Origin of the sequence: Bradyrhizobium australafricanum, from assembly GCF_020329495.1 — a bacterium.
GTDB classification, from domain to species: Bacteria; Pseudomonadota; Alphaproteobacteria; order Rhizobiales; family Xanthobacteraceae; genus Bradyrhizobium; species Bradyrhizobium australafricanum.
This window is the reverse complement of sequence record NZ_JAGKJL010000011.1, coordinates 103966-129049: the sequence shown is the minus strand read 5'-3', so window position 1 is coordinate 129049 and position 25084 is coordinate 103966. Positions and strand designations below refer to the sequence as shown.

Genomic DNA, 25084 nt, shown 5'->3' with positions numbered 1-25084 from the left:
CCCATGTCTCCGGGCTGGACAAATAGTTGGCTGGCGGAGACGGAGGGATTCGAACCCTCGATAGGCCTTTACAAGCCTATAACGGTTTAGCAAACCGCCGCCTTCAGCCACTCGGCCACGTCTCCAATGGCGCCGATATGCCCGAGAGGGCGCTGAGCCGCAAGCGGCAGATTCAGATTGCGCCAAGGTGATTTGAGGGCAGCTCGGCCGCCGGCCGTCCCCAAGCCTTTATAAACCGCGCCGATCGGCTCGTATCGGAGCGCGCGGTTGCTTAAAATGCAAGATATAACAATAGATTAGCTGGACCTTTGGTCGAGGCTGGAAGCTGCGGTCGCCCAGCCTGTTGAAAACCGGTTGCGCCGGCTCATTCCACGCTGGCGCCGCGTCGCAAATCGGCCTCGATCTGCAATTTGGTGCCGCCGCCGAACCGGGCGCGATAGACCTGCAGGTTTTCCATGATCCGCTGGACGTAGTTCCGCGTCTCCGAGAACGGAATCAGCTCGACCCAGTCGACCGCGTCGACCTTGGGATCGCGCGGATCGCCATAGCGCTCGATCCACTTCCGCACGCTGCCGCGGCCGGCATTGTAGGCGGCGAAGGTCAGGATGTAGGAGCCGCGATAATCCTCGAGCAGGCCGCCGAGCTCGGCGGCGCCGAGCATCGCGTTGTAGACGGGGTCGGTCTTCATCCGGTTGAGGTCGAAGCCGATGCCGGCGCGCTTGCAGACGTAACGTCCGGCGTCCGGCGTCACCTGCATCAGGCCGTAGGCCTGGGCCGGTGACACCACCGCAGGATTGAACGCGCTCTCCTGGCGCGCGATCGCGTAGACGACGCTCTGCTCGACCTCCGGCCCGACCTGGCGGAACGACGGAATGCCGTTCACCGGATAGGCGTAGTGATCGAATGGCAGTCCGCGGTTGAGCGCGGCCTTGCCCATCAGCAGCATGCCGCGGGCATCGCCGTGGCGCGCGGTGAGCTCGCCGAGGCCGGCAAGGGCTTCCGGATCGCCATTGTCGCCCATGTCGCCGAAGATCGGGATCGCGAGCTCGCGCGCGTCGATTTCGTAGAGCAGCGCTACCGCGCGTACGATCTCCAGCCGCTCGGCGCCGCGGCCGCGCGGCGCGCTGTTCAGCTCGATCTGCGGCAGGCCGAGCTTGGCGCGCGCGAGCTGGCCGTAATAGCTGGTGGACTGCTCGGCCGCGCGTCCGTAGGCGGCGCGCGCCTCCTGGCCGCGGCCGGCGGCTTCCGCGGCGCGGCCCTGCCAATAGCCGGCACGCGCCAGCGCGGTCGGATTAGCGCTGCCGACGCCGATCCGCGCGAAATGCTGGGCGGCGAGGGCGGGATCGTTGAGGAAGCGCAGCGCGATCCAGCCCGAGGTGAATTCCTGCTCGGTCTTGTAGATGTCGCGGGCCGGCAGCGCGGCGTCGCGCGCGATCAGATAGGCGGTGCGAAACTCGTTGGTGTCGATCATCTTGCGCGCCAGCAGCCGGCGCTCGATCCACCATTCGTCGACGTTGTAGAGGCGGGAAGCTTCCTTCGGTGCGCTCAGCATCAGCCGCGCGGCTTCGGAGAATTTCTCCTCGCGGCGGAGCAACTGGATCCTGGCGAACAAGTAGCCGGTGTCGCCGGAGAGTTCGCTCGGCACGGCTTCCAGCAGCGCGCGCAGGTTCGAACCCTTGCGGGTGGCGGCGATGCGTGCCTTCGCGAGCGCCACGTAGCCGGAGCCAAGGCGCTTGGCTTCGCGCATGCCGGCGGCCTCGTTGTCGGTGCCGTACAGCATGGTGTCCATGCGTGCCTTGTGGTCGCCGGCAGTCAGGAAGGAGCCGAACAGCTCAAGCGCGGTGTTTTCGGTGTCCTCGCTCATCCCGTCGTTGCGCCAGGCCTCGCGGACCAGGCGCTCGGCATTGCCGCGGTCGCCGCGTCCGATCATGACCTTGGCGAGCGCGAGCCGGCCCTTGGCCGAGACCGGCGATTCATTCTGGAACCAGGCCCAGACCGCGGAATCGTCGCGGCGGTCGTCCCACAACGAGGCCTCGATGCGGCGACGCAGGAAGGTCTGCGACGGCCAGCTCGGATTGGCATCGAGGAAAGCGCGGTAGCGCTCGACCGAGGCGCCGTTGTCCTCGCTGCGCAGGATCAGCCATTCGGCAAGCTTGCGCGCGACCGGATCTGAGATCGAGGCCTCGGCCTCGGTGGCGTCCGCCGGCTTGCGCTTGCGCAGCAGCTCGACGACGCTTGCAAGCGCTTCCTTGTCCGAGTGCGACGTCGAGGATGTCGCGGCCACGGCCGCAGGCAGCACCGGCTTGCGCGCGATCGGCGCGGCATGCTGGCGGGTTGCCGGAACCAGTGCGGGCGCGGGCACCGACCTGTTCGATACAGTTCCCGTTGCAACCGGAGCGGCGGGTTTGGACGTGGTGGTCTTGGCCGCAGTGGTCTTGGCCGTGGTGCCCTTGGATTCCGTGGGCTTCGGAGCCGTTGGCTTGTGAGCTTCGGTCTTCGCAGGAGCGGCCTTGGCTCCGACTGTCTTGACCGCGCCGGACTTGGGAGACGTTGTCTTGTGAGCCTCGGTCTTGTGAGTGTCAGTCTTGGCAGCGTCGGACTTGGCTGCGTCAGTCTTGGCGGCGCCGGGTTTGGTTGCCGCTGGCTTTGAAGCCGCCGCCTTCGGCGCAGTAGACTTTGGCGCGGTCTTGGAAGGGGCAGGCTTGGAAGCCGCGTCTTGGGCAGCCGGCTTCGCGGTTGGAGCATCCTCGGCGGCCCAGGCATCTGCCGTGATGGCGGCAAGGCCAACAACGAGCGCCAGGCTCGTCGCCAGCGCCGTCGACCGCAATGTGCCTGCACGAACGGAACGGATCACAGAAGTCCTCTGCGGCCCCGAATCATCTGGTCGTTTGGGCCATGGGTTCTTATTTGATTGAAAACGTACACAAAATACTAAGAAGCCTGCCGGTGCGGCTGTTTGCGCCAGCACAACGGCAAAATCGCGGCTGGAAACGATTTCGCGCGCCGCAGATTACCGTTGGGAATAGGTACGGTACGGCCCTTTCGCCTGTCGGCCAGACCCGATATGAATTGCCTTTCATGGCGTTTCGCATCAACCGGGTGCCGGTCGCACGGACGTGAAGCACGCCAACAACAAAGGTCCGTCGACCTAGCCTTTAGCCTGAAGCGTTTGGAGGAAGTCCATGGCAGCCAAGACAAAATTCCGGGGATCATTCACTGCCTTGGTGACGCCCTTCAAAAACGGCGCGGTGGATGAGGCGGCGTTCCGCGGCCTCGTGAACTGGCAAATTGCCGAGGGCACCCACGGCCTGGTGCCGGTCGGCACCACCGGCGAGAGCCCGACGCTGAGCCACGACGAGCACAAGCGGGTCGTCGAGTGGTGCATCGAGGAGGCCAAGGGCCGGGTGCCCGTGATCGCCGGTGCCGGCTCGAATTCGACCAAGGAGGCGATCGAGCTCGCCGAGCACGCCGAGAAGGCCGGCGCCACCGCGGTGCTGGTCGTGACGCCGTACTACAACAAGCCGACCCAGGAAGGCATGTATCAGCACTTCAAGGCGATCAACGATGCGATCGGCATCCCGATCATCATCTACAACATCCCGCCGCGCTCGGTGATCGACATGTCGGTCGACACCATGAAGCGGCTGTTCGAGCTGAAGAACATCGCCGGCGTCAAGGACGCCACCGCGAGTATGGTGCGGGTCTCGCAGCAGCGCGCGGCGATGGGCGAGGATTTCAACCAGCTCTCCGGCGAGGACGCCACCATCATCGGCTACATGGCCCATGGCGGCCATGGCTGCATCTCGGTGACCTCGAACGTCGCGCCGCGGCTGTGCTCGGAGTTCCAGACCGCCTGGCAGAAGGGCGACGTCACCACGGCACTGAAGATCCATGACAAGCTGATGCCGCTGCACACCAACCTGTTCATCGAGAGCAATCCGGCGCCGGTGAAGTATGCGATGTCGCTGCTCGGCAAGCTCGACGAGAAGCTGCGCCTGCCGATGGTGCCGGTCACCGAAGCGACCCGCCAGGCGGTCCGCAGCGCCATGGTCCATGCCGGCCTGATCAACTGAGCCGGACCGCGACCGCCGTGAACAGTGCCGTGCGCAACGTCGAGCAGAAGGGGATGGGCATGCTGAAGGAATTCCGCGAATTCGCCATGAAGGGCAATGTCGTCGACCTCGCCGTCGCCGTCATCATCGGTGCAGCCTTCGGCGCGATCGTCACCTCGCTGGTCGGCGACATCATCATGCCGATCATCGGCGCGATCACGGGCGGACTCGACTTCTCCAACTATTTCACCGGGCTTTCCAAGGCCGTGAACGCGACCAACCTCGCCGACGCCAAGAAGCAGGGCGCGGTGCTGGCCTGGGGCAGCTTCCTGACGCTGACGCTCAATTTCCTGATCGTCGCCTTCGTGCTGTTCATGGTCGTCCGCTTCATGAATCAGTTCAAACGCAAGGATGAGGCCAAGCCCGCCGAACCGCCGAAGCCGTCCGACGAAGTCGTGCTACTGACGGAAATCCGCGACCTCCTCAAGAAGAGCTAAAGTGGCCGAGAAGAACGAACGCCCGATCAAGGTTGTTGCCGAAAACCGAAAGGCCCGCTTCAACTACGCAATCGAGGACACGATCGAGGCCGGCATTTCGCTGACCGGCACCGAGGTGAAATCAATCCGCAACGGCAAGAGCACGATCGCGGAATCCTATGCGGATTCCAAGAACGGCGAGATCTGGCTGATCAACGCCAATATTCCTGAATATCTGCAGGCCAACCGCTTCAACCACGAGCCGAAGCGGCCGCGGAAGCTGCTGCTGCATCGCAAGCAGATCAACAAGCTGCTCGGCGCGGTCGACCGCGAGGGCATGACGCTCATTCCGCTGAAGCTGTATTTCAACGAGCGCGGCCGTGCCAAACTGCTGCTTGCGGTCGCCAAGGGCAAGAAGCTGCACGACAAGCGCGAGACCGAGAAGAAGCGCGACTGGAGCCGCGAGAAGGGCCGCCTGATGCGGGCGCGGGGATAGCGTTCAAGTCGTCATTGCGAGGAGCGAAGCGACGAAGCAATCCATCTGTCCAGTGCGCGTCTCTATGGATTGCTTCGCTTCGCTCGCAATGACGACCGAGGGAGATTTGGGTCATGAGCCAATCGAGCCTCACCGACGTCGACTGGAGCAAGATCCCGGCGCCGACGGATGACGGCGGCGCGGCGCATCTGGCTGGCATGACGATCCCGCCGGTCAGGCTGCGCGCCACCGACGACACCGCGGTGGCGCTGTCGGCGCTCAAGGGCCGCACCGTGGTGTTCGCCTATCCGCGAACCGGCGAGCCCGGCAAGATCGGGCTGGTCGACGATTGGGACATGATCCCGGGCGCCCGCGGCTGCACGCCGCAGACCTGCGCGTTCCGCGACCTGTTCGCCGAACTGAAGGCGGCCGGCGCTGCCCAGGTATTCGGGCTGTCGACGCAAAGCAATGCGTACCAGACCGAGATGGCCTCGCGGCTGCATCTGCCGTTCCCGGTGCTGTCCGACGAAGCGCTGGAACTGACGCACACGCTGAAGTTGCCGACGATGTCGGTGGCGGGGCTGACCCTGATCAAGCGGCTCGCGCTGATCATCGACGACGCGCGCATCAGCCACGTGTTCTATCCGGTGTTCCCGCCCGACCGGAACGCCGGAGACGTGCTGGAATGGCTGAAGGCCAATCCGCGGACGGACTAGAGAAGTCATGGGGTCGTCGCAGCGGGCGTTGCCAAAATATCGAGAACAACCCCATGCAAAGTAGCTGGCGGCGGCCGGCGTTCGCCCAGGCAACTTGACACGTCGGGCAACTCAGGGATATTTTCTATTATTCCGAATTCGCGCGAGTGTCCTGTGCATCTGCAGGCTTTGGATAGCGGTTCGCAAAGCGGATACCGGAAGGGGCGCTAGCCGAGCTCCTTGCGCACGGTCGCGAACACCTTGCGGAACATATCGGTCGTCAACACGCCGGTGTTCGTGTTGTAGCGCGAGCAGTGGTAGCTGTCGTAGAGCTTGAATTTGCCCGCACTATGCACGGCACCGTGCACAAAGGGTGCGGCCGCCAAGCGAACATCCAGTGCCTTGAGAGTCGATTCGTGGGCGATTCGTCCGAGCAGCACGATCGCGCGCAGCTTCGGCATCGTGGCGATGGTGGCGCGGAGGAATTGCCGGCAGGTGTTGATCTCGGCCGGCAGCGGCTTGTTCTGCGGCGGCACGCAGCGTACCGCATTGCTGATCCGGGCGTCGACCAGCTTCAGGCCGTCGTCCGGCCGCGCCTGATAGACGCCGCTGGCAAAACCATATTCGAGCAAGGTCGCGTAGAGCAGATCACCGGCGTAGTCGCCGGTGAAGGGACGGCCGGTGCGGTTGGCGCCCTGCAGGCCCGGCGCGAGCCCGACGATCAACAGCCGCGCATTCGGATCGCCGAACGATTCCACCGGCGAGTTGAACCAGTCCGGATGCAGTGCGCGCGCCTGCGCGCGGAAGTCGGCCAGCCTGACACAAAGCTGACAGTTGCTGTCGGGGCGCGTAGCAGCAGCGACGAGGTTACTCGTCGAAATCGTCATCGGCTCCCCGTGGGGCCATGGTGGTCGCGCGCTGCAGGAATTGCGGGGAGTGGTGACGCGGTTCGCGCGGGGCCGGGCGTTCGGACGGATCACGGCCAAGCTTGGATTGCAGCTCGACAAGGTCGGTGAAGACGTCGGCCTGGCGGCGCAGCTCGTCGGCGATCATCGGCGGCTGGCTGGCGATGGTGGAGATGACCGTGACGCGAACGCCGCGGCGCTGCACGGCCTCCACCAGCGAACGGAAGTCGCCATCGCCGGAAAACAGAATCATCTGGTCGATATGCTCGGCGAGTTCCATGGCATCGACGGCAAGCTCGATGTCCATGTTGCCCTTCACCTTGCGGCGGCCGCTGGCGTCGATGAATTCCTTGGTCGCCTTGGTGACGACGGTGTAGCCGTTGTAATCGAGCCAGTCGATCAACGGGCGGATCGACGAATACTCCTGATCCTCGATGATCGCCGTGTAGTAGAACGCACGGAGCAGGGTGCCGCGACTCTGGAACTCCTTGAGGAGGCGCTTGTAGTCGATGTCGAAGCCCAGCGTCTTTGCGGTGGCGTAAAGATTCGCTCCGTCGATGAAGAGCGCGATCTTGTTGGAAACAGGTGACGACATCAAAGTGTTCTCGCGTGGTTGTTAGTGTTCTTAGCGCGGCGGTGATCAACCGCGCGCAATTTCCGGCGTTGCTGCCTAAAGTTCTGTGAATCTTTCCCCACGACAGTCACCACCGCAATTATGGTGAGGCGAGGGCAAAAAGCCTAGACCCTTGACATTGCAATGAAGAGATTTACTCGCCTGGGACAGCAACCTGGCCATGTCGTCAGACGCTCCGGCCCTTCTGGCCCCCGTCAGACCGGGTTATCAGAGCCTGTTCGGAAGGCAAATCACAAATTTTACCTTGCGAAACCGGGGCTAGGCCTATAACTAACCCTCATAACCTACATGTTCGGTCCCTTTTACCACGGAGCGCCTCGAGATGGCTCGCGTCACCGTCGAAGATTGCATTGACAAGGTCGACAATCGTTTCGACCTCGTCCTGTTGGCCGCGCATCGCGCCCGGATGATCTCCTCGGGGTCGCAACTCACGGTTGATCGCGACAACGACAAGAATCCGGTCGTCTCGCTGCGCGAGATTGCCGATTCGACGATCTCGCCGGAAGACCTGAAAGAGGAACTCGTGCACTCCCTGCAGAAGTTCGTCGAGGTCGACGAGCCCGAGCCCGACACCGTGCCGCTGATCGGTTCCGCCGGTGCCAGCGTCGACGCCGACGACACCGAGGTGGCGGTCGAGCGGATGACCGAGGAAGAGCTGCTGAAGGGCCTCGAGGGACTGGCGCCCCCGGAGGAGCAGCCCGAGGAAGACGAGTAAGCTCGCCGTCGTTTCGAACAGATTCGCCGAAGGCCCGGGCATTGCTCCGGGCCTTTGCTTTTGTTGACAATTTTGCTGTTACGGTGCGTCCTACGCGGACGCGGGAAATTGAATGGTTCCAGGGCCCGCGCGGGGTGCTGCTTCATTGGAAAGCGCACTAGATTGAGGAAAGGTGGGACGTTCCGGTCCCGCGCGAGAGGCAGCGAGTTCATGGCGTATCGACGCCTCAGTTCCATCCAGATGCAGGCTGCAACCGAAACGGTCGCGGTGGCGCCGACGTCGTCCACGGCGGAGAGGCCGGCCAAGCCGCGGACGCGAATGATGCGACAATATGACCTTGTCGAGCGCGTCCGCTCCTACAACCCCGACACCAACGAAGACCTGCTCAACCGCGCCTATGTCTACGCCATGAAGGCGCACGGCACGCAGACCCGTGCTTCCGGCGATCCCTATTTCTCGCATCCGCTCGAGGTCGCCGCGATCCTCACCAACCTCAAGCTCGACGACGCCACGATCGTGGCGGCGCTGCTGCACGACACGATCGAGGACACCGAGGCGACGCGGGCCGAGATCGACAATGTGTTCGGCCACGAGATTGGCGCGCTGGTCGAAGGCCTGACCAAGCTGAAGCGGCTGGAACTGGTGTCGCGCGAGGCCAAGCAGGCCGAGAATTTGCGCAAGCTGCTGCTTGCGATCGCCGACGACGTCCGCGTGCTGCTGATCAAGCTCGCCGACCGGCTGCACAACATGCGCACGCTGGAATTCGTGCCGCCGGCCTCGCGCCGGCGCATCGCCGAGGAGACGCTGGATATCTATGCGCCGCTAGCCGGCCGCATGGGTATGCACGAGATGCGCGAGGAACTCGAGGACCTGTCGTTCTTCGTGCTCGATCCCGAGGCCTATGCGGTGGTCAAGCAGCGGCTCGACTCGCTGGCCGAGCGCAACCGCAATTTGATCGGCGAGATCGAAACCCAGCTCTCCAAGAACCTGCAGAAGAACGGCATCACCGCGCGGGTGTTCGGCCGCCGCAAGCAGCCGTTTTCGATCTGGACCAAGATGGAGCGCAAGTCGGTCGGCTTCGAGCAGCTGTCCGATATCTACGGCTTCCGCATCATCCTCGACGATGTCGGCGCCTGCTACCGCGCGCTCGGTATCGTCCACACCACCTGGCCGGTGGTGCCGGGCCGCTTCAAGGACTACATCTCGACCCCGAAGCAGAACGACTACCGCTCGATCCACACCACGGTGATCGGGCCGGGCAAGCAGCGCGTCGAGCTGCAGATCCGCACCGAGGACATGAACCAGATCGCCGAGTTCGGTATCGCCGCGCATGCCTTCTACAAGGAAGGCGCGGGCTCGCCGCACGAACGGCTGAAGCACGAGTCCAACGCCTTCGCCTGGCTGCGCCACACCATCGGCATCCTCTCGGAAAGCGCCAATCCGGAAGAATTCCTCGAGCACACCAAGCTCGAGCTGTTCCACGACCAGGTGTTCTGCTTCACGCCGAAGGGCAAGCTGATCGCGCTGCCGCGCAACGCCAACGTGATCGATTTCGCCTATGCCGTTCACACCGGTGTCGGCAACAGCGCGGTCGGCTGCAAGATCAACGGCAAGTTCGCGCCGCTGTCCTCCGAGCTGCAGAACGGCGACGAGGTCGAGGTGCTGACCTCGAAGGCACAGTCGGCGCCGCCGTCGGCCTGGGAGGCGCTCGCCCGCACCGGCAAGGCGCGGGCTGCGATCCGCCGTGCCACCCGCGACGCGGTGCGCGACCAGTATGCCGGCCTTGGCCGCCGCATCGTCGACCGCCTGTTTGCCCGCGCCAAGATCGAATATGCCGACGACAAGCTGAAGGGCGCGTTGCCGCGGCTCGCGCGCAGCTCGATCGAGGACGTGATGGCCTCGGTCGGGCGCGGCGAGATCAAGGCCTCCGACGTCGCACGCGCGATGTATCCCGACTACAAGGAAGAGCGGCTGGTGCGCTACGGCGCCAAGAAGGGCCTCGCCGCCAAGCTGAAGACGCAGAACCCGCCGCATCCGGCGCGCGCCACCTCGGTGATCCCGGTGCGCGGCATAAATTCCGACCTGCCGGTGAAGTTCGCGCCGAACGGCGGCGCCGTGCCGGGCGACCGGATCGTCGGCATCGTCACGCCGGGCGAGGGGATCACGATCTATCCGATCCAGTCGCCGGCGCTGAAAGATTTCGAGGAGGAGCCGGAGCGCTGGCTCGACGTGCGCTGGGATATCGACGAGACCATGCCGCAGCGCTTCCCGGCCCGTATCCTAGTCCACAATGTCAACGAGCCCGGCAGCCTCGCCCAGATCGCGACCGTGATCGCCGAGCACGACGGCAATATCGACAACATCCACATGTCGCGCCAATCGCCCGATTTCACGGAGCTGACCATCGATCTTGAGGTCTATGACCTCAAGCATCTCAGCGCTATCATCGCCCAGTTGCGCGCCAAGGCCGTCGTCGCTCGGGTCGAGCGCGTCAATGGTTAGGGTTTCGCCTGTCATCGGCCCTCATGGTGAGGAGGTGCGTCAGCGCCGTCTCCGGACGATGCTTCGCATCGCTCGGGAACCATGCGGCCCGAGACGGGGCCACATCCTTCGAGACGCGGCGCAGACGCCGCTCCTCAGGATGAGGGGATGGTTCAACTGGTTTATCAGAGAGTGATTTGATGTCGTCTCCGCCGCTGCGTCTCGGTATCAATGTTGATCACGTCGCCACCCTGCGCAACGCGCGGGGCGGAGCGCGGCCCGATCCGGTGCGGCTGGCGCTTGCCGCGATCGCGGCCGGCGCCGATGGCATCACCGCGCATTTGCGCGAGGATCGCCGCCACATCCGCGATGAGGACATGGCGCGGCTCAAGGCCGAGATCTCCAAGCCGCTGAATTTCGAGATGGCGGCGACCGACGATATGCTGCGGATCTCGCTCGCCACCAAGCCGCACGCGGTTTGCCTGGTGCCGGAACGGCGCCAGGAGCTCACCACCGAGGGCGGCCTCGACGTGGTCGGCCAGCACAACGCACTGGCGCCGTTCATCGCGCGGCTGGGTGACGCCGGCATCCGCGTCTCGCTGTTCATTGCCGCCGATCCCAGGCAGATCGAGATGGCCGCGAAGCTGAAGGCGCCCGTGATCGAGATCCACACCGGCGGCTGGTGCGACGCCGTGGTCGACGGCCACCAGGACAAGGCGGAGGCCGAATGGAAGCGCATCGTTGCCGGCGCCAAGCTCGCGCAGGCGGCCGGGCTCGAGGTCCATGCCGGCCACGGGCTCGACTATGACACCGCGGAGACGATTTCCGCGCTGCCCGAAATCCGGGAGTTGAACATCGGTTATTTCATGATGGGCGAGGCGCTGTTCGTCGGCATCGCCGCAACGGTGCGTGAGATGCGTGCGGCGATGGACCGCGGCCGCGCCAGGGCGCAGGGTGCGGTCAGCGCATGATCATCGGCATCGGCTCCGACCTGATCGACATCACCCGGGTGGCCAAGGTGATCGAGCGCCATGGCGAGCGATTCCTCGACCGCATCTTCACCGATGCCGAGCGCGCCAAGGCGATGCGCCGTGCCAACAACGAGAAGATGGTGGTCGCAACTTACGCCAAGCGCTTTGCCGCCAAGGAAGCTTGCTCCAAGGCGCTCGGCACCGGTATCCGGCGCGGGGTGTGGTGGAAGGACATGGGCGTCGTGAACCTGCCGGGCGGGCGGCCGACGATGCGGCTGACCGGCGGGGCGCTGGCCCGGCTGCAGGAACTGACGCCCGAGGGCATGCAGGCGCAGATCGACCTTTCGATCACCGACGATTGGCCGTTGGCCCAGGCCTTCGTCATAATTTCGGCGGTTGCCCCCGCCAGATGATCCCGCGGTGCCGGATTCTGCCGGAAAACTTCAGCAAACTAAAAAATCATTGATATTTCAATGAATTGCGAAGTTTTGAGGCGGCGATTGATTGCGCCCCTGCGAACAACCGTCTAAAACGCCGCAGGGTTATATCGAGCGAGACGCTGATTCCGGGTTTAGGCCGGAATTTGCCCTCAAGATCAGAATCAAGGCCATTTTCCTCACGCGAAGGCCGAACGCTTCGCGCGAAGAGAACGTTCTGCCACCGCGTGGACATCAGTCCACGGGAATTGGGAAAGCAATGAGCGTGACCACCGGGACCAAATCTGAAAGCGGCTTGGGCGAGACCATCCGCGTCGTCATCCATGCTCTTCTGATCGCGCTCGTCATCCGCACCTTCCTGTTCCAGCCGTTCAACATCCCCTCCGGGTCGATGAAGGCGACGCTCCTGGTCGGCGACTACCTGTTCGTCTCGAAATATTCCTATGGCTACAGCCACTATTCGATCCCGTTCTCGCCGAACATTTTCTCGGGCCGCATCTTCGGCTCGGAGCCGAACCGCGGCGACATCGTGGTGTTTCGCCTGCCGCGGGATGACTCCACCGACTACATCAAGCGCGTCATCGGGCTGCCCGGCGACCGCATCGAGGTGAAGAGTGGGCTGCTCTACATCAACGATGAGCCGATCAAGCGGGAGCGGCTGAGCGATTTCGTCGGCGAGGATCCCTGCGGCTCGGCGGATGCGACCGCCCGCGTCAAGCGCTGGAAGGAGACGCTGCCGAACGGCGTCAGCTATGAGACGCTGGACTGCACCGACAACAGCTACATGGACAACACCATCGTCTACACCGTTCCGCCCGGGCATTTCTTCATGATGGGCGACAACCGCGACAACTCCACCGACAGCCGCTTCCTGTCGCAGGTCGGCTACGTGCCGTTCGAGAACATCATCGGGCGAGCCCAGATGATCTTCTTCTCGATCGCCGAGGGCGAGCAGGCCTGGATGATCTGGCGCTGGCCGCTTGCCGTGCGGTGGAATCGCTTATTCTCTATCGTGCGATGAACGACGATACCGCATCCATCAACGATCAAGCGCCGACCGGCGAGCCGAGCCAGACGCCTGCCGCCGACAGCACAGCCGCGCCGAAGAAGCGGCGCAGCAAGGCGGTCAAGGCCGCTGAGGAGAAGGCCGCGATCGCAGGCACCGAGGCGCGGATCGGGTACACGTTCCAGGATCCCGCGCTGCTGACCACTGCGTTCACCCACGTGTCCGCGCTGAAGCCCGCCACCCGCAACCGCGCCGACAGCTACCAGCGGCTGGAGTTCCTCGGCGACCACGTGCTCGGGCTGATCGTATCGGACATGCTGTTCCGGTCGTTCCCCAAGGCCGACGAGGGCGAATTGTCGAAGCGGCTCGCCGACCTCGTGCGCAAGGAGAGCTGCGCCGACGTCGCCAAGGCGCTCGGGCTGCTCGAGGACATCAAGCTCGGCATGGTGAAGGCGGTCGAGGGCGCCCGGCTGCGCAAGTCCGTGCTCGGCGATATCTGCGAAGCGGTGATCGGGGCGATCTTTCTCGACGGCGGCTACGAGGCCGCTCGCCAGTTCGTCGAGCGCAACTGGACCGAACGGATGCACAAGCTGCGCCGGCCGCTGCGCGATCCCAAGACCGTGTTGCAGGAATGGGCCCAGGGCAAGGGGCTGCCGACGCCGGTCTATCGCGAGGTCGAACGCACCGGCCCGCATCACGATCCACAATTCCGCGTTGCGGTCGACCTGCCGGGCCTGGCCTCCGCCGAGGGCCTCGGTGGCAACAAGCGCGCGGCCGAGAAGGCGGCGGCATCCGCGATGATCGAGCGCGAAGGCGTCGGCACCAATGACTGACGAGGCCAAAGGGCAAGGGGACGCGACGCGCTGTGGCTTCGTCGCGCTGATCGGTGCGCCCAATGTCGGCAAGTCGACGCTGGTCAATGCGCTGGTGGGCTCCAAGGTCACGATCGTTTCGCGCAAGGTGCAGACCACGCGCGCGCTGATCCGCGGCATCGTGATCGAAGGCAACGCGCAGATCATCCTTGTCGACACGCCCGGCATCTTCGCGCCGCGGCGCCGGCTTGACCGCGCCATGGTATCGACCGCCTGGAGCGGCGCGCACGACGCCGATCTCGTCTGCGTGCTGCTCGATGCGAAGTCGGGCCTCGACGAAGAGGCCAACGCGATCCTGGCCAAGCTCGAAACCGTCGCCCATCCGAAGATCCTGGTGCTGAATAAGGTCGATCTCGTGCAGCGCGAGAAGCTGCTGGCGCTGGCGCAGGCCGCCAACGAGCGGATGCGCTTCGAGCACACCTTCATGATTTCGGCGTTATCCGGCGACGGCGTTGCCGATTTGCGCCAGACGCTCGCCAAGCTGGTGCCCGCAGGGCCGTTCCTCTATCCCGAGGACCAGATGTCGGATGCGCCGATGCGGCATCTGGCGGCCGAGATAACGCGCGAGAAGATCTACAGCCATCTGCATCAGGAACTGCCGTACCAGTCGACGGTCGAGACCGACAGCTGGACCGACCGCAAGGACAAGTCGATCCGCATCGAGCAGACGATTTTTGTCGAGCGCGAGAGCCAGCGCAAGATCGTGCTCGGCAAGGGCGGCGCCACCATCAAGTCGATCGGCGCGCAGGCGCGTGCCGAGATCGCCGAGATCATGGGCGTCCCCGTGCATCTGTTCCTGTTCGTCAAGGTGCGCGAGAACTGGGGTGACGATCCCGACCGCTACAAGGAAATGGGACTGGAATTCCCCAAGGAATAAGAGTCGACGCTTGCATGAACGTGCCCAGAAACGTGCTGTGGTTTGAGGTTCTGCTCTATCTGTCGCTGACGCTGGATGCGCTGTCGGTGGCGTTCCAGGACCGCACGCCGACCGTCCTGAAGACCGAGCAGGTGATCATGGGCGAGACCCTGACGGCCGGCTGCATGATCCTGCTCCTGATGTATTTCGTCCGGCTTGCCGCGCAGCACCGCAAGAACTGGCCGCGCTGGGCGCTGCTCGCGGTGCTCGTCTTGTCGGTGATGTCCCTGCTGCAGGTCATCGGCGCAAGGGGCATGGAGATCGACAGCGCCATCGAGGTGGTGTCATGCATCCTAACCACGGCCGGGCTGTATTATTCCTTCACCGGCGACGCGCGGGGCTGGTTCAACGCGTAGCGAATGACGCGTGCGGAAAGCTGCGTTCATCCGCGGAATCCTGCTAGACTCCGCGCATGGAATGGACCGACGAAGGCATCGTGCTGGGCGTGCGGCGGCATGGCGAATCCTCCGCCATTGTCGAGCTGTTGACGCGCGAGCACGGCCGCCATCTCGGCCTGGTGCGCGGCGGCGCCAGCTCGCGGATGCGGCCGCTGCTGCAGCCCGGCAACAGCGTCACCGCGGTGTGGCGGGCGCGGCTCGACGAGCATCTCGGCATGTATGCGCTGGAGGGTACGCGGCTGCGCGCGGCGACGCTGCTCGGCTCGTCGCATGCGGTCTATGGCGTCACGCATCTGGCGGCGCTGGCCCGGCTGCTGCCCGAGCGCGATCCGCATGAGGACATCTACTGGATGCTGCACGGGACGCTCGACGATTTCGAGGACGCAGGCGTTGCCGCCGTGCACCTGATCCGGTTCGAGCTCGCCATGCTGACCGAGCTCGGCTTCGGGCTCGACCTGGAAAACTGCGCGGCCAGCGGGGAGACCACCGACCTGATCTACGTGTCGCCGAAATCCGGCGGCGCGGTGTCGCGCGCCGCCGGCGAGCCGTGGCGCGACCGCCTGTTGCCGCTGCCGGCGTTCCTGCGCGAAGGCGAGGGTGGCGCCAACAGCTGGTCGGACCAGGACCTGCTCGACGGCTTCCAGATCACCGGCCTGTTCCTGCTGCGCCACGTGCTGGAGCCTCGCGGCCAGGGCCATTCCGACGCCCGCGCCGGATTTATCAACGCCGTGACGAGGCGACGGGGCCGGAGCGCGGTTCCGTAAGGCCGATTCGGGCCTTAAATTCCCGCTGATTCGCGGCTTGCCCGATTCAGCGCCAAGGTTTAACGCCTCCCCATGGGAAAACGACAGATACCGCCGGAAGAGCCGGCCGAAATTCACGAGGTGCCGCTGCGTGATGCGCTCGAGGAGCGCTATCTCGCCTATGCGCTCTCGACCATCATGCACCGCGCGCTGCCGGACGCCCGCGACGGGCTGAAGCCGGTGCACCGGCGCATCCTCTACGGCATGGACCTGCTCGGGCTCGACCCGCGCGCCGCGTTCAAGAAGTCGGCCAAGATCGTCGGCGACGTGATGGGCTCGTTCCATCCGCATGGCGACCAGGCGATCTATGATGCCATGGTGCGCCTGGCGCAGGATTTCTCGTCGCGCTACCCGCTGGTCGACGGCCAGGGCAATTTCGGCAATATCGACGGCGATAACCCGGCCGCCTACCGCTACACCGAAGCGCGCATGACCGAGGTCGCGCGCCTCTTGCTCGAAGGCATCGACGAGGACGGCGTCGAGTTTCGTCTCAACTACGACGGCCAGTCGAAAGAGCCTGTCGTGCTGCCCGGCGGCTTCCCGAACCTGCTCGCCAACGGCGCGCAGGGCATCGCGGTCGGCATGGCGACCTCGATCCCGCCGCACAACGCCGCCGAGCTCTGCGACGCCGCGCTGCATCTGATCGAGAAGCCCGACGCCAAGTCGAAGGCGCTGCTGAAATGGGTCAAGGGCCCGGACTTCCCGACCGGCGGCATCGTGGTCGATTCCAAGGAAGCGATCGTCGAGGCCTACACCACGGGGCGCGGCTCGTTCCGCACCCGTTCGCGCTGGACCCAGGAGGAGGGCGCCCGCGGCACCTGGGTGGTCGTCGTCACCGAGATTCCGTGGCTGGTGCAGAAGTCGCGGATCGTCGAGAAGATCGCCGAACTCATCAACGAGAAGAAGCTGCCGCTGGTCGCCGACGTCCGTGACGAGTCGGCCGAGGACGTCCGGCTCGTGATCGAGCCGAAATCGCGCACGGTCGATCCGGCGCTGATGATGGAGTCGCTGTTCCGGCTGACCGAGCTGGAAAGCAAGATCTCGCTGAACCTCAACGTGCTGATCAAGGGCCGCATCCCCAAGGTGGTCGGCCTTGCCGAGTGCCTGCGTGAATGGCTCGACCATCTGCGCGACGTGCTGGTCCGGCGGACCAAATTCCGCAAGACCCAGATCGAGCACCGCCTGGAAGTGCTGGGCGGCCACCTCGTCGCCTATCTGAACCTCGACAAGGTGATCAAGATCATCCGGACCGAGGACGAGCCGAAGCCGGTCTTGATGAAGACCTTCAAGCTCACAGAGATCCAGGCCGACGCCATCCTCAACATGCGCCTGCGCAATTTGCGCCGCCTGGAGGAGATGGAGATCCGCACCGAGGACAAGGATCTTCGCAAGGAGCTGAAGGGCATCGAGGGCCTGCTCGGTTCCGAGACGGAGCAATGGGCCAAGGTCAGCGATCAGGTGCGCAAAGTCCGCGATATCTTCGGGCCGAAGACGCCGCTCGGCAAGCGCCGCACCACCTTCGCCGATGCGCCCGAGCATGACCTCGCCGCGATCGAGGAGGCGCTGGTCGAGCGCGAGCCGTGCACCGTCGTGATATCAGAGAAGGGCTGGGTGCGGACGCTGAAGGGCCATGTCGAGGATCTCTCGGGGCTTGCCTTCAAGACCGACGACAAGCTCGAGCATTCGTTCTTTGCCGAGACCACCTCGAAGCTGCTGCTGTTCGCGACCAACGGCAAGTTCTACTCGCTCGACGTGGCAAAACTGCCGGGCGGCCGCGGCCATGGCGAGCCGATCCGCATGTTCATCGACCTCGAGCAGGATGCCGCGATCATCTCGCTGTTCGTCAACAAGGGCGAGCGCAAGTTCCTGATCGCGAGCAGCGAGGGTCAGGGTTTTGTCGTCAAGGAAGAGGACTGCGTCGGCAACACCCGCAAGGGCAAGCAGGTGCTCAACGTCGAAATGCCGAACGAGGCCCGCGCGATCACGACCGTGAACGGCGACACCGTCGCGGTGATCGGCACCAACCACAAGATGGTGCTGTTCGGTCTCGACCAGGTGCCGGAGATGGCGCGCGGCCGCGGCGTGCGCCTCCAGAAATACACCAGCGCGTCGCTGTCTGACGTTGCGGTGTTCGACGCCAAGGCCGGCCTGACCTGGAAGGATTCCGCCGGCCGCGAGCACAGCATGACCATGAAGGAACTGGCCGACTGGCGCGGCAACCGCGCCGACGCCGGCCGGCTCGCCCACGGCCTGCCGAAGTCGAACAAGTTCAATCGCGGCGTGGAGTAGCGGTGTTGTAGCCCGGATGGAGCGCAGCGAAATCCGGGGCCGCTTTCGCGTTTGGCAACGATCCCGGGTTGCGCTTCGCTCCATCCGGGCTACGCGGTTAACTTGCGCGGTGTGATAGTATCCACATTTCAACGCGCTATAACCGTCGCCGACGACATCGGGCGACGGTTGCCATGGCGCACAATCACGACCACGACCACAGCGGTCATTCTCACGGACATGCCGGGCATTCCCATGCGGGGCACAGCCACGCGCCCGACAGTTTCGGCACGGCGTTTGCGGTCGGCGCGTCGCTGAACACCGCCTTCGTCGTCGCGGAGCTGATCTTCGGCTATTCCGCCAACTCGCTGGCACTGGTCTCCGACGCGATTCACAATCTCTCCGACGTCATCGCGCTGCTGCTGGCCTGGGGCGGGGCATGGCTCGCCGGCAGGCGGCCGACCGATACCCACACCTATGGCTACCGTCGCGCCTCGATCCTGGCGGCGCTGTTCAATGCCGGGTTGCTCCTGATCGCGGTCGGCGGCATCGCGGTCGAGGCGATCAACCGCTTGCGCGAGCCGGCCGAGGTCGCAAGCTGGACCGTGGTCTGGGTCGCGGCGCTCGGCATCCTGATCAATGGCGGCACCGCGCTGCTGTTCATGCGCGGCCGCGACAGCGACCTCAATGTCCGCGGCGCCTATCTGCACATGGCGGCGGATGCCGGCGTCTCGCTCGGCGTCGTGATCGCCGCGCTACTGATCATGGCGACCGGCTGGCAGTGGCTGGATCCCGCGATCAGCCTGGTGATCGCCGTGGTGGTGCTGCTGAGCGGCTGGGAGCTCGCGCGCGACAGCGTCAACCTCGCGCTCGACGCGGTGCCGAGGGGGATCGATCTCAAAGAGGTGAGGGACTATCTCGCCGCGCTCGAAGGCGTCACCGAGGTGCACGACCTGCACATCTGGGCGATGAGCACCAGCGAGACCGCGCTGACCGCGCATCTGGTGCGGCCCGGCGGACACGACGATGTCTTCCTGCATCACGTCTGCGCCGAGCTCTCGGAGCGGTTCAGCATCCACCACGCGACGCTGCAGGTCGAGATCAGCAGCGAGACCTGCCGGCTGGCGCCGGCGGAAATGGTCTAGCCGACGCGGCCGCCACGCACTCGCATTCAATTGATCGATCGACCCATGTCCACGTCTTCCACGGGCGGCGACGACACGGCACATTGCGACCGCGCGAATGGCTGGCGTAATCAACGGAGGGCGACGTGAAGAAGGCAATCGGTCTTGCAATGTTGTTCTTCGCCGTGGGCGCGCTGCCGCATGCGGACGCCGAGCCGGCGAAATCAGGCGTCGAGAAGCTCTACATCCTCAACTGCGGCGAAGGCGTTGCCGGCGACATTTCACGCTGGTCGCCCGGCGTCAATGAAGGCAAGTCGATGGACTTCGTCGACAATTGCTACCTGATCAAGCATGCCCAGGGCTGGTTCCTGTGGGATACCGGGATTCCCGACGCGGTGGCGGCAATGCCGAACGGCCTTGCGCCTGCCGACCCGAAGGCGGTCACCTGGCGGCGGCCGAAGACACTCGCCGCGCAGCTCGAGCAGCTCGGCGTCAAGCCGTCCGACATCAAGGCGATCGCCGTGTCGCACACCCATCCCGATCACATCGGCAATGTCGAGCTGTTCCCGGCCGCGATGCTGTATGTGCAGAAGGCGGAATATGAATGGCCCGGCGCCAACAACGCGCCGCGCTTCAAGCCCGAGCATCCCGTGACCAAGCTCGAAGGCGACCGCGACGTGTTCGGCGACGGCAGCGTCACCATCCTGTCGACGCCGGGCCATACGCCCGGTCACCAGTCGCTGCTGGTGAAGCTGCCGAAGACAGGTGCGATCGTGCTGACCGGCGATGCCGTTCACTTCAGGGATAATTGGGACAATCGGCGCGCGCCGAGCATGAACGCCAGCAAGGAGCAGACGCTGGCCTCGATGCAGAAGATCGCCGACACGCTGATGAAAGACAAGGCGCAGCTCTGGATCAACCACGACAAGGCGCAGCGCGACGGGCTGAAAATGTCGCCGGAGTTCTACGACTGAGCCGCCTTGGCGGTATTCGCTTTCGACCAGTTTCGAAAAATCTGCGCGGTCTCCTCGTCCATCGGAAAGAAGCTTTCGATGCGCAGCTCCTGCAGCGTGACGTCCTGCGGCGTTCCCAGCGTCGCGATCGTGGTGAACAATTGCAGGCTGACGTCGCCCTTGCGGAATAGCATCGGCAGCACTGGCCCCGATGTGGGCCCCGCAGGCGCGGCCAACGCTGCCTCGACACCGTCATAGGCCAGCAGGCGCTTGAGCAATTCCGCCGTCGCGGTGGTGCCGTCGGCGGCGGCATCGGCCTCGACGCTGCGCACGAAGTAGCCGGCAACCTCGGTCCAGTTGGTGAGATAGGGGCGCAATACGCCGGGCGCGACCAGTGCGTCGGCGAGATTGACCGCCGTGCCTGGCGCCAGCGGCCCGACCAGGAATTCCACCAGTTGGCTTGCGCCTGCATTGGCGAGCAGCAGATTCCAGTGCCGGTCGACCACGACCGCCGGGAAGGGCTCCTGCTGTGCCAGGATGAAATCGAGCGCGTAGCGGATCTGGGCGAGCTCCGGCGCGGCGAGGTCGGTTTGCCGCCAGACCGGCGCGAAGCCGGCCGCGACCAAGAGCGCGTTCTGCTGGCGCAACGGCACGTCGAGCGCCGCGGCAAGCCGGATCACCATGTCGCGGCTCGGTGCGGCGCGGCCGAGCTCGAGAAAGCTGAGATGGCGCTGGGAGATATCCGCGCGCCCGGCGAGCTCGAGTTGCGAGTGGCCCTTGCGCTGCCGCCACCAGCGCAGGCTGGCTGCAAAATCGCGCTGCTGCGACATGAATACCTGTGAAGTAGTTGCCGGAATGATCTCGCTGGGCAACATGCCACAAGCGAATGCGAAACGCATGGGGATCGGGATGGGCGAGTGGATCGGCGTTGCGATTGCCTTGGTCTCGAGCTGCCTCGGCGGCACCGCCGCGGCGATCACCCGTTACCTGGCGGGCAATGCCGACCCGATCACACTGGCGATCCTGCGCTGGGCGATCGGCTTTCTTTGCGTGCTGCCCGCCGCGGTCCTGCTCGGGGCGAAGTGGCCGCGGCGCGCGGACTTGCCGGCGGTCGCGGCGCTCGGCGTCGCCTTCTTCGGCGTGTTCTTCGTGCTTTATAATCTCGCGATGTCCTACACGACGGCGGCGCGCGCCAGCCTGGCGCTGGCGACATTGCCGCTCTCCACCATGGTGGTCGGCGCCGTGCTCGGCATCGAGCCGCTGACGATGCGCAAATCGATCGGGGTTTCGATCGCGGTGCTCGGCGTGGCGGCGGCGCTGGCATCCGGGCTGGCGGCGGCGCCGGTGGGGGCATGGCGCGGCGAACTGATCATGGCCGCCGCGGTGCTCTGCATGGCCTTCTATAACGTGCTGTCGCGGCCGTTCATCCGCCGCTCCAGCGCGCTCGGCTTCCTTGCCGTCGGCATGGGCGCGCGGCGCGGCCGCGCTGGTGGCGGTGGGGTCGTTCACCGGCAGCCTGGCGACGCTGCGCGAGTTCGGCACGTCGCAATGGATCGCGGGGCTCTATCTCGGCATAGCCGGCGGCGCGCTGGCTTTCATCCTGTGGGTGCTGGCGCTCGAGCGGGCCTCGCCGACCCGCGTCGCCAACACCATGACGGTCAATCCGATCGCTGCCGGGCTGCTTGCGAAGCAATTGGTCGGGGAGCCGATCGCGGCCAATCTGATCGTCGGTCTGATCGCGGTCTTTGCAGGCATCTGGATCGCGACGTCGGAAACCAAATCGGTCTGATCAGCCGCGCGGCGCGGCAGGCGTGGCCGCCGGCGGGGCAGGCGAGTGCGTCGGCTTCAGCGTGCCGGCGTAGAACGACAGGACGAACACCAGGATGAGGCCGACAAGATAGACCCCATAGGATTGCGGCGGGGTGATCGCCCATTGCATGAGGCGTCGGATCGGGTTTGGCGGGCCAGCGTCGTTGTCCATGCGCTGTTGTGCGCGAGCGGCCGAACAAAAGGAAGCGGAATCGGCGCCATTCGGCGGCGGTGTTCCGCGCGAAATGGTGAGGCGGGCGGCCTTGCAATGCCGCATTGGCGTTCGCATCTGTCACGCGACGACCAGCCCTTCCTCCCGCACCAATTGCCCGGCATAATCCAGCTTATGGAACTGACGCCCCGTTTGCGCCTCATGAATTGGCTGGTCCGCCAGGGTCTGACGGGCCTGCCGGAAAACGACCTGCTGCGCGGTTTCTGCGAGCGCTGCCGGGCGGCCGGCATGCCGCTGTCGCGGGCGATCGTCTTCATCGATACACTGCATCCGATCTTCGAGGGACGCGGTTTCCGCTGGAACGACGGCGAGAGCAACGAGGCCGACATCTTCGAATACGGTTCGACCAGCACCGGCGAGGCCAGCCAGACCTGGCGGCGGTCGGCCTTCTATCACATGCTCGAAAACGGCCATGACGAGATAGTGATCGATCTCGCCGACACCTCGCACGATTTCTCCATGATCGGCGAGTTGGCCGAGAAGGGCCACAAACATTTCGCCGCCTTCGTGCATCGCTTCGGCGAGGCCGGCACGATCGGCGAGATGGACTGCTTCTACTCCTACTACACCACCCGCCATTCGGATGGGTTCGACGAGAACCACATGGCGGCGCTGCGCGACCTGGTGCCGGTGCTCGGGCTCGCGATCAAGTCGGCCGCGCAGGTCGAGATCGCCCGCACGCTCGGACGGGTCTATCTCGGCCGTGACACCGCGGAGCAGGTGCTGCGCGGACGCATGCAGCGCGGCATCACCGAGAAGATCAAGGCCGTGCTGTGGTACTCCGACGTGCGCGGCTCCACCGCGATCAGCGAGCGGATCGGCCCGGACGAGATCATTCCGTTCCTCAACGACTATGCGCAGGCATCGATCGACGCGATCCATGACGCCGGCGGCGAGGTGCTGAAGCTGATCGGCGACGGCGTGCTGGCGATGTTCACCGGCGAGAACGTGGCAGGCGCCAAGCGGGCCGCGCTGCGGGCCGAGCACAGATTCCGGCATAACATCCGCGTGCTGAACGATCGCCGCGAGAACGAGGGCCGGCCGACCACCACGGCCTATGTCGGGCTCCATGTCGGCCAGGTCTTCTACGGCAATATCGGCAGCGAGGACCGGCTGGATTTCACGGTGGTCGGACCGGCCGTCAACGAGGTCAGCCGGATCGCGTCGATGTGCGCCTCGGTCGATCGGGAATTGCTGACCTCGACCGATTTCCGCACCGGGCTCGACGCCGCCGGCCGCAACTATCTGGTCTCCACCGGCCGCTTCGTGCTGCGCGGCATCGGACATGCGCAGGATCTCTACACGCTGGACCCGGCGATTGCCGCCGACGAGGTCGTCGGCGGCAAATACGAACGGTACCTGGCGAGCTAGACCTTCCCGTCATTGCGAGGAGCGAAGCGACGAAGCAATCCATCCCTCCGCAAGTGGAGACATGGATTGCTTCGCTTCGCTCGCAATGACGTGGGTGGAGAGTCCGTTCAGCACCGCGCGGGTTCGCCGACCATGTCGGGCTGCCGCGTCAGCGACACCGCGGGCGACATCAGGATCACCAGCGCCTGGGCGGCGAAGATCGCGGCCGCGAGATAGAGGCAGGCTTCGGCGCCGTAGAGGCCGCCGACGATGGCGCCGAGCGCGGAGCCGAGCGGGCGGGCGCCGTAACTCATGATGTTGATCGCCGAGACGCGGCCGAGCAGCGAGGGCGGCGTCACCGACTGCCGCAGCGTGGTGGTCGAGATCACCCACAGGATCGGGCCGACGCCGAGCAGGAAGAAGCTGAGGCCCGCGAGCAGCGGCGTCGCAATCCAGGTCGTCAGCGCCATCACGGCTGCGGCGACGAAGCCGGTAACCGGGCCGAGCCCGATCACGGTGCCGAACGCCAGCCGCTTCATCACGCGGGTCGCGAACAGCGCGCCGACCACCATGCCGACGCCGTACATCGCAAGCGTGGTGCCGACGCCGGTGGCGCTGAGCCCGAGATGGCGCACCGCATAGGGCACGAACACGGCGAGCAGCAGGAACGACGCGGTGTTGAAGATGAACTGGGTGATGAACACCGGCCGCAGCAAGGCGTGGTGCATCACGAAGGCCGCGCCTTCCTTGATGTCCTGCAACGGATGGCGCCGCGGGGCAGGCTGCCGCGCCGGCTCGTAGATGCCGGCGAGCAGCACGACCGCGATCGCCGACAATGCCGCGGCGAAGCCGAATGCGGGCGCGGCCCCGACCCAGCCGACCAGCACGCCGCCGAGCGCGGGGCCGCTGGCGAACGCGACGGTACGCGCGAGCTCGATGCGGGCGTTCGCCGCCGGCAATTGCTGTGACGTCACCAGCGAAGGGACCAGCGCCGGCGCAGCGACGCTGTAGGCGACCGTGCCGCAGACCGCGATGAAGCCGAGCAAAGCGAGCAGCGGCAGCGTCATCAGGCCGAGCCACAAGAGCAGCAGGATCGCGGCAAGCGCGGCCGCGCGCAGCGCTTCGGAGCCCGCCATCACCCAGCGCCGCGACACGCGGTCGGCGAGCAGGCCGGCGGGAATCGCAAACAGGATGAAGGGCAGCGTCAGCGCGGTCTGCAACAGGCCGGTCTGGCCTTCGCCGACGCCGAGCAGCAGCACGGCGACGATCGGCGCAGCCGCTAGCGCAATCTGTTCGGCCGATTGCGCGGCAAGGTTGGACCAGGCCAGGCGGTTGAAGGTGGCCGGCAGGCGAGGCGTATCGGCGGACATGACGGAATCCTTGATCATTCGACTGCCCGGTAGTGTGTGGTTGGAAGAGGCCCGATCCCACCCGTTTCCCGATAACGCCAAAAGCAGAAGCCCGCCGAAGGGGATCGGCGGGCTCTTCCAGAGTCAGACTTGGCTGAAAGCC

The 25084-nt window shown here is 65.2% G+C and carries 23 protein-coding genes, 1 tRNA gene and 1 pseudogene; 18 read left to right on the top strand and 7 right to left on the bottom strand.

Annotated elements, in window-relative coordinates; translation table 11 throughout:
* Positions 1-31: 31 nt before the first annotated feature.
* Both J6525_RS12755 and J6525_RS12750 read right to left on the bottom strand, forming a co-directional pair.
* Positions 32-125: transfer RNA gene (locus J6525_RS12755), tRNA-Ser, on the bottom strand.
* A 239-nt stretch (positions 126-364) separates the two neighbouring features.
* Positions 365-2851: a transglycosylase SLT domain-containing protein gene (locus tag J6525_RS12750; protein WP_376708491.1), complete on the bottom strand. Its 2487-nt coding sequence runs from the start codon at positions 2849-2851 to the stop codon at positions 365-367.
* 331 nt (positions 2852-3182) lie between these two features.
* Between J6525_RS12750 and dapA the strand changes: the two genes are divergently transcribed.
* The 4 genes from dapA (at position 3183) to J6525_RS12730 (ending at position 5719) form a co-directional block, all read left to right on the top strand.
* A complete protein-coding gene (gene dapA / locus J6525_RS12745; RefSeq protein WP_225644777.1) occupies positions 3183-4073 on the top strand; it encodes a 4-hydroxy-tetrahydrodipicolinate synthase in 891 nt (296 codons plus the stop codon).
* 59 nt (positions 4074-4132) lie between these two features.
* The gene (gene mscL, locus J6525_RS12740; protein WP_057020874.1) at positions 4133-4549 is read left to right on the top strand and encodes a large conductance mechanosensitive channel protein MscL; all 417 of its coding nucleotides are present in this window, start codon (positions 4133-4135) and stop codon (positions 4547-4549) included.
* Between the two features lies 1 nt (position 4550).
* Positions 4551-5024, top strand: a complete 474-nt coding sequence (gene smpB / locus J6525_RS12735; protein WP_076834415.1) for an SsrA-binding protein SmpB — start codon at positions 4551-4553, stop codon at positions 5022-5024.
* 113 nt (positions 5025-5137) lie between these two features.
* Complete coding sequence (locus J6525_RS12730; protein WP_225644775.1) at positions 5138-5719, top strand: peroxiredoxin; 582 nt, start codon at positions 5138-5140, stop codon at positions 5717-5719.
* Between the two features lie 206 nt (positions 5720-5925).
* On the opposite strand, the gene J6525_RS12725 is transcribed toward J6525_RS12730, so the two are convergent.
* Entirely contained in the window at positions 5926-6585 is a 660-nt protein-coding gene (locus tag J6525_RS12725; RefSeq protein ID WP_225644773.1) for a uracil-DNA glycosylase, read from the bottom strand.
* Positions 6566-7198, bottom strand: a complete 633-nt coding sequence (locus J6525_RS12720) for a LabA-like NYN domain-containing protein (protein ID WP_016844002.1) — start codon at positions 7196-7198, stop codon at positions 6566-6568. The genes J6525_RS12725 and J6525_RS12720 overlap by 20 nt, the downstream gene beginning before the upstream one ends.
* 361 nt (positions 7199-7559) lie before the next feature.
* On the opposite strand from J6525_RS12720, the gene rpoZ reads away from it, so the two are divergent.
* The 12 genes from rpoZ to J6525_RS12660 all read left to right on the top strand — a co-directional run bounded on the left by rpoZ (position 7560) and on the right by J6525_RS12660 (position 20202).
* Positions 7560-7952, top strand: a complete 393-nt coding sequence (gene rpoZ / locus J6525_RS12715) for a DNA-directed RNA polymerase subunit omega (protein WP_016844003.1) — start codon at positions 7560-7562, stop codon at positions 7950-7952.
* Positions 7953-8162: 210 nt separating this feature from the next.
* Positions 8163-10454, top strand: a complete 2292-nt coding sequence (locus tag J6525_RS12710) for a RelA/SpoT family protein (RefSeq protein ID WP_225644771.1) — start codon at positions 8163-8165, stop codon at positions 10452-10454.
* Between the two features lie 179 nt (positions 10455-10633).
* A complete protein-coding gene (locus J6525_RS12705; RefSeq protein WP_225644770.1) occupies positions 10634-11404 on the top strand; it encodes a pyridoxine 5'-phosphate synthase in 771 nt (256 codons plus the stop codon).
* Entirely contained in the window at positions 11401-11817 is a 417-nt protein-coding gene (gene acpS / locus J6525_RS12700; protein ID WP_092078078.1) for a holo-ACP synthase, read from the top strand. The genes J6525_RS12705 and acpS overlap by 4 nt, the downstream gene beginning before the upstream one ends.
* Before the next feature lie 283 nt (positions 11818-12100).
* Positions 12101-12862, top strand: coding sequence for a signal peptidase I (gene lepB / locus J6525_RS12695; protein ID WP_028333840.1), 762 nt, complete (start codon positions 12101-12103; stop codon positions 12860-12862).
* Positions 12859-13680, top strand: coding sequence for a ribonuclease III (gene rnc, locus J6525_RS12690; protein ID WP_092078074.1), 822 nt, complete (start codon positions 12859-12861; stop codon positions 13678-13680). The genes lepB and rnc overlap by 4 nt, the downstream gene beginning before the upstream one ends.
* On the top strand, positions 13673-14596 hold the full coding sequence (gene era / locus J6525_RS12685; RefSeq protein ID WP_016844010.1) for a GTPase Era: 924 nt from the start codon (positions 13673-13675) through the stop codon (positions 14594-14596). The genes rnc and era overlap by 8 nt, the downstream gene beginning before the upstream one ends.
* A gap of 14 nt (positions 14597-14610) precedes the next feature.
* On the top strand, positions 14611-14991 hold the full coding sequence (locus J6525_RS12680) for a hypothetical protein (RefSeq protein WP_092078070.1): 381 nt from the start codon (positions 14611-14613) through the stop codon (positions 14989-14991).
* 56 nt (positions 14992-15047) lie between these two features.
* Positions 15048-15797, top strand: a complete 750-nt coding sequence (gene recO, locus J6525_RS12675) for a DNA repair protein RecO (protein ID WP_092078067.1) — start codon at positions 15048-15050, stop codon at positions 15795-15797.
* A gap of 72 nt (positions 15798-15869) precedes the next feature.
* Positions 15870-18125 carry a DNA topoisomerase IV subunit A gene (parC, locus tag J6525_RS12670; protein ID WP_092078064.1) on the top strand — a complete coding sequence of 752 codons (2256 nt, stop codon included), beginning with the start codon at positions 15870-15872 and terminating at the stop codon, positions 18123-18125.
* A 173-nt stretch (positions 18126-18298) separates the two neighbouring features.
* Complete coding sequence (locus J6525_RS12665; protein WP_092078060.1) at positions 18299-19249, top strand: cation diffusion facilitator family transporter; 951 nt, start codon at positions 18299-18301, stop codon at positions 19247-19249.
* 149 nt (positions 19250-19398) lie between these two features.
* Positions 19399-20202 carry an N-acyl homoserine lactonase family protein gene (locus J6525_RS12660; protein ID WP_092078429.1) on the top strand — a complete coding sequence of 268 codons (804 nt, stop codon included), beginning with the start codon at positions 19399-19401 and terminating at the stop codon, positions 20200-20202.
* On the opposite strand, the gene J6525_RS12655 is transcribed toward J6525_RS12660, so the two are convergent.
* Positions 20193-21011, bottom strand: coding sequence for a helix-turn-helix domain-containing protein (locus J6525_RS12655; RefSeq protein WP_092078057.1), 819 nt, complete (start codon positions 21009-21011; stop codon positions 20193-20195). The two genes, J6525_RS12660 and J6525_RS12655, sit on opposite strands and share 10 nt — an antisense overlap.
* 79 nt (positions 21012-21090) lie before the next feature.
* Here J6525_RS12655 and J6525_RS12650 point away from each other — a divergent pair.
* Positions 21091-21970, top strand: a pseudogene (locus J6525_RS12650) (DMT family transporter).
* Here the strand turns inward: J6525_RS12650 and J6525_RS12645 are convergent.
* Positions 21971-22162, bottom strand: coding sequence for a hypothetical protein (locus tag J6525_RS12645; protein ID WP_092078054.1), 192 nt, complete (start codon positions 22160-22162; stop codon positions 21971-21973).
* A gap of 174 nt (positions 22163-22336) precedes the next feature.
* Between J6525_RS12645 and J6525_RS12640 the strand changes: the two genes are divergently transcribed.
* Positions 22337-23593: an adenylate/guanylate cyclase domain-containing protein gene (locus tag J6525_RS12640; protein ID WP_050384941.1), complete on the top strand. Its 1257-nt coding sequence runs from the start codon at positions 22337-22339 to the stop codon at positions 23591-23593.
* Between the two features lie 107 nt (positions 23594-23700).
* Here J6525_RS12640 and J6525_RS12635 read toward each other — a convergent pair whose 3' ends face one another.
* Entirely contained in the window at positions 23701-24942 is a 1242-nt protein-coding gene (locus tag J6525_RS12635) for an MFS transporter (RefSeq protein ID WP_035631662.1), read from the bottom strand.
* Positions 24943-25084: the final 142 nt, after the last annotated feature.

Coding starts and splice junctions, on each gene's coding strand:
- lepB (WP_028333840.1), top strand. CDS start 12,101: ATGAGCGTGACCACCGGGACCAAATCTGAAAGCGGCTTGGGCGAGACC.
- J6525_RS12730 (WP_225644775.1), top strand. CDS start 5,138: ATGAGCCAATCGAGCCTCACCGACGTCGACTGGAGCAAGATCCCGGCG.
- J6525_RS12645 (WP_092078054.1), bottom strand. CDS start 22,162: ATGGACAACGACGCTGGCCCGCCAAACCCGATCCGACGCCTCATGCAA.
- acpS (WP_092078078.1), top strand. CDS start 11,401: ATGATCATCGGCATCGGCTCCGACCTGATCGACATCACCCGGGTGGCC.
- rpoZ (WP_016844003.1), top strand. CDS start 7,560: ATGGCTCGCGTCACCGTCGAAGATTGCATTGACAAGGTCGACAATCGT.
- J6525_RS12665 (WP_092078060.1), top strand. CDS start 18,299: ATGGCGCACAATCACGACCACGACCACAGCGGTCATTCTCACGGACAT.
- recO (WP_092078067.1), top strand. CDS start 15,048: ATGGAATGGACCGACGAAGGCATCGTGCTGGGCGTGCGGCGGCATGGC.
- parC (WP_092078064.1), top strand. CDS start 15,870: ATGGGAAAACGACAGATACCGCCGGAAGAGCCGGCCGAAATTCACGAG.
- J6525_RS12720 (WP_016844002.1), bottom strand. CDS start 7,198: ATGTCGTCACCTGTTTCCAACAAGATCGCGCTCTTCATCGACGGAGCG.
- J6525_RS12705 (WP_225644770.1), top strand. CDS start 10,634: ATGTCGTCTCCGCCGCTGCGTCTCGGTATCAATGTTGATCACGTCGCC.
- J6525_RS12725 (WP_225644773.1), bottom strand. CDS start 6,585: ATGACGATTTCGACGAGTAACCTCGTCGCTGCTGCTACGCGCCCCGAC.
- J6525_RS12680 (WP_092078070.1), top strand. CDS start 14,611: ATGAACGTGCCCAGAAACGTGCTGTGGTTTGAGGTTCTGCTCTATCTG.
- J6525_RS12710 (WP_225644771.1), top strand. CDS start 8,163: ATGGCGTATCGACGCCTCAGTTCCATCCAGATGCAGGCTGCAACCGAA.
- J6525_RS12660 (WP_092078429.1), top strand. CDS start 19,399: ATGTTGTTCTTCGCCGTGGGCGCGCTGCCGCATGCGGACGCCGAGCCG.
- dapA (WP_225644777.1), top strand. CDS start 3,183: ATGGCAGCCAAGACAAAATTCCGGGGATCATTCACTGCCTTGGTGACG.
- J6525_RS12655 (WP_092078057.1), bottom strand. CDS start 21,011: ATGTCGCAGCAGCGCGATTTTGCAGCCAGCCTGCGCTGGTGGCGGCAG.
- era (WP_016844010.1), top strand. CDS start 13,673: ATGACTGACGAGGCCAAAGGGCAAGGGGACGCGACGCGCTGTGGCTTC.
- J6525_RS12640 (WP_050384941.1), top strand. CDS start 22,337: ATGGAACTGACGCCCCGTTTGCGCCTCATGAATTGGCTGGTCCGCCAG.
- mscL (WP_057020874.1), top strand. CDS start 4,133: ATGCTGAAGGAATTCCGCGAATTCGCCATGAAGGGCAATGTCGTCGAC.
- J6525_RS12635 (WP_035631662.1), bottom strand. CDS start 24,942: ATGTCCGCCGATACGCCTCGCCTGCCGGCCACCTTCAACCGCCTGGCC.
- rnc (WP_092078074.1), top strand. CDS start 12,859: ATGAACGACGATACCGCATCCATCAACGATCAAGCGCCGACCGGCGAG.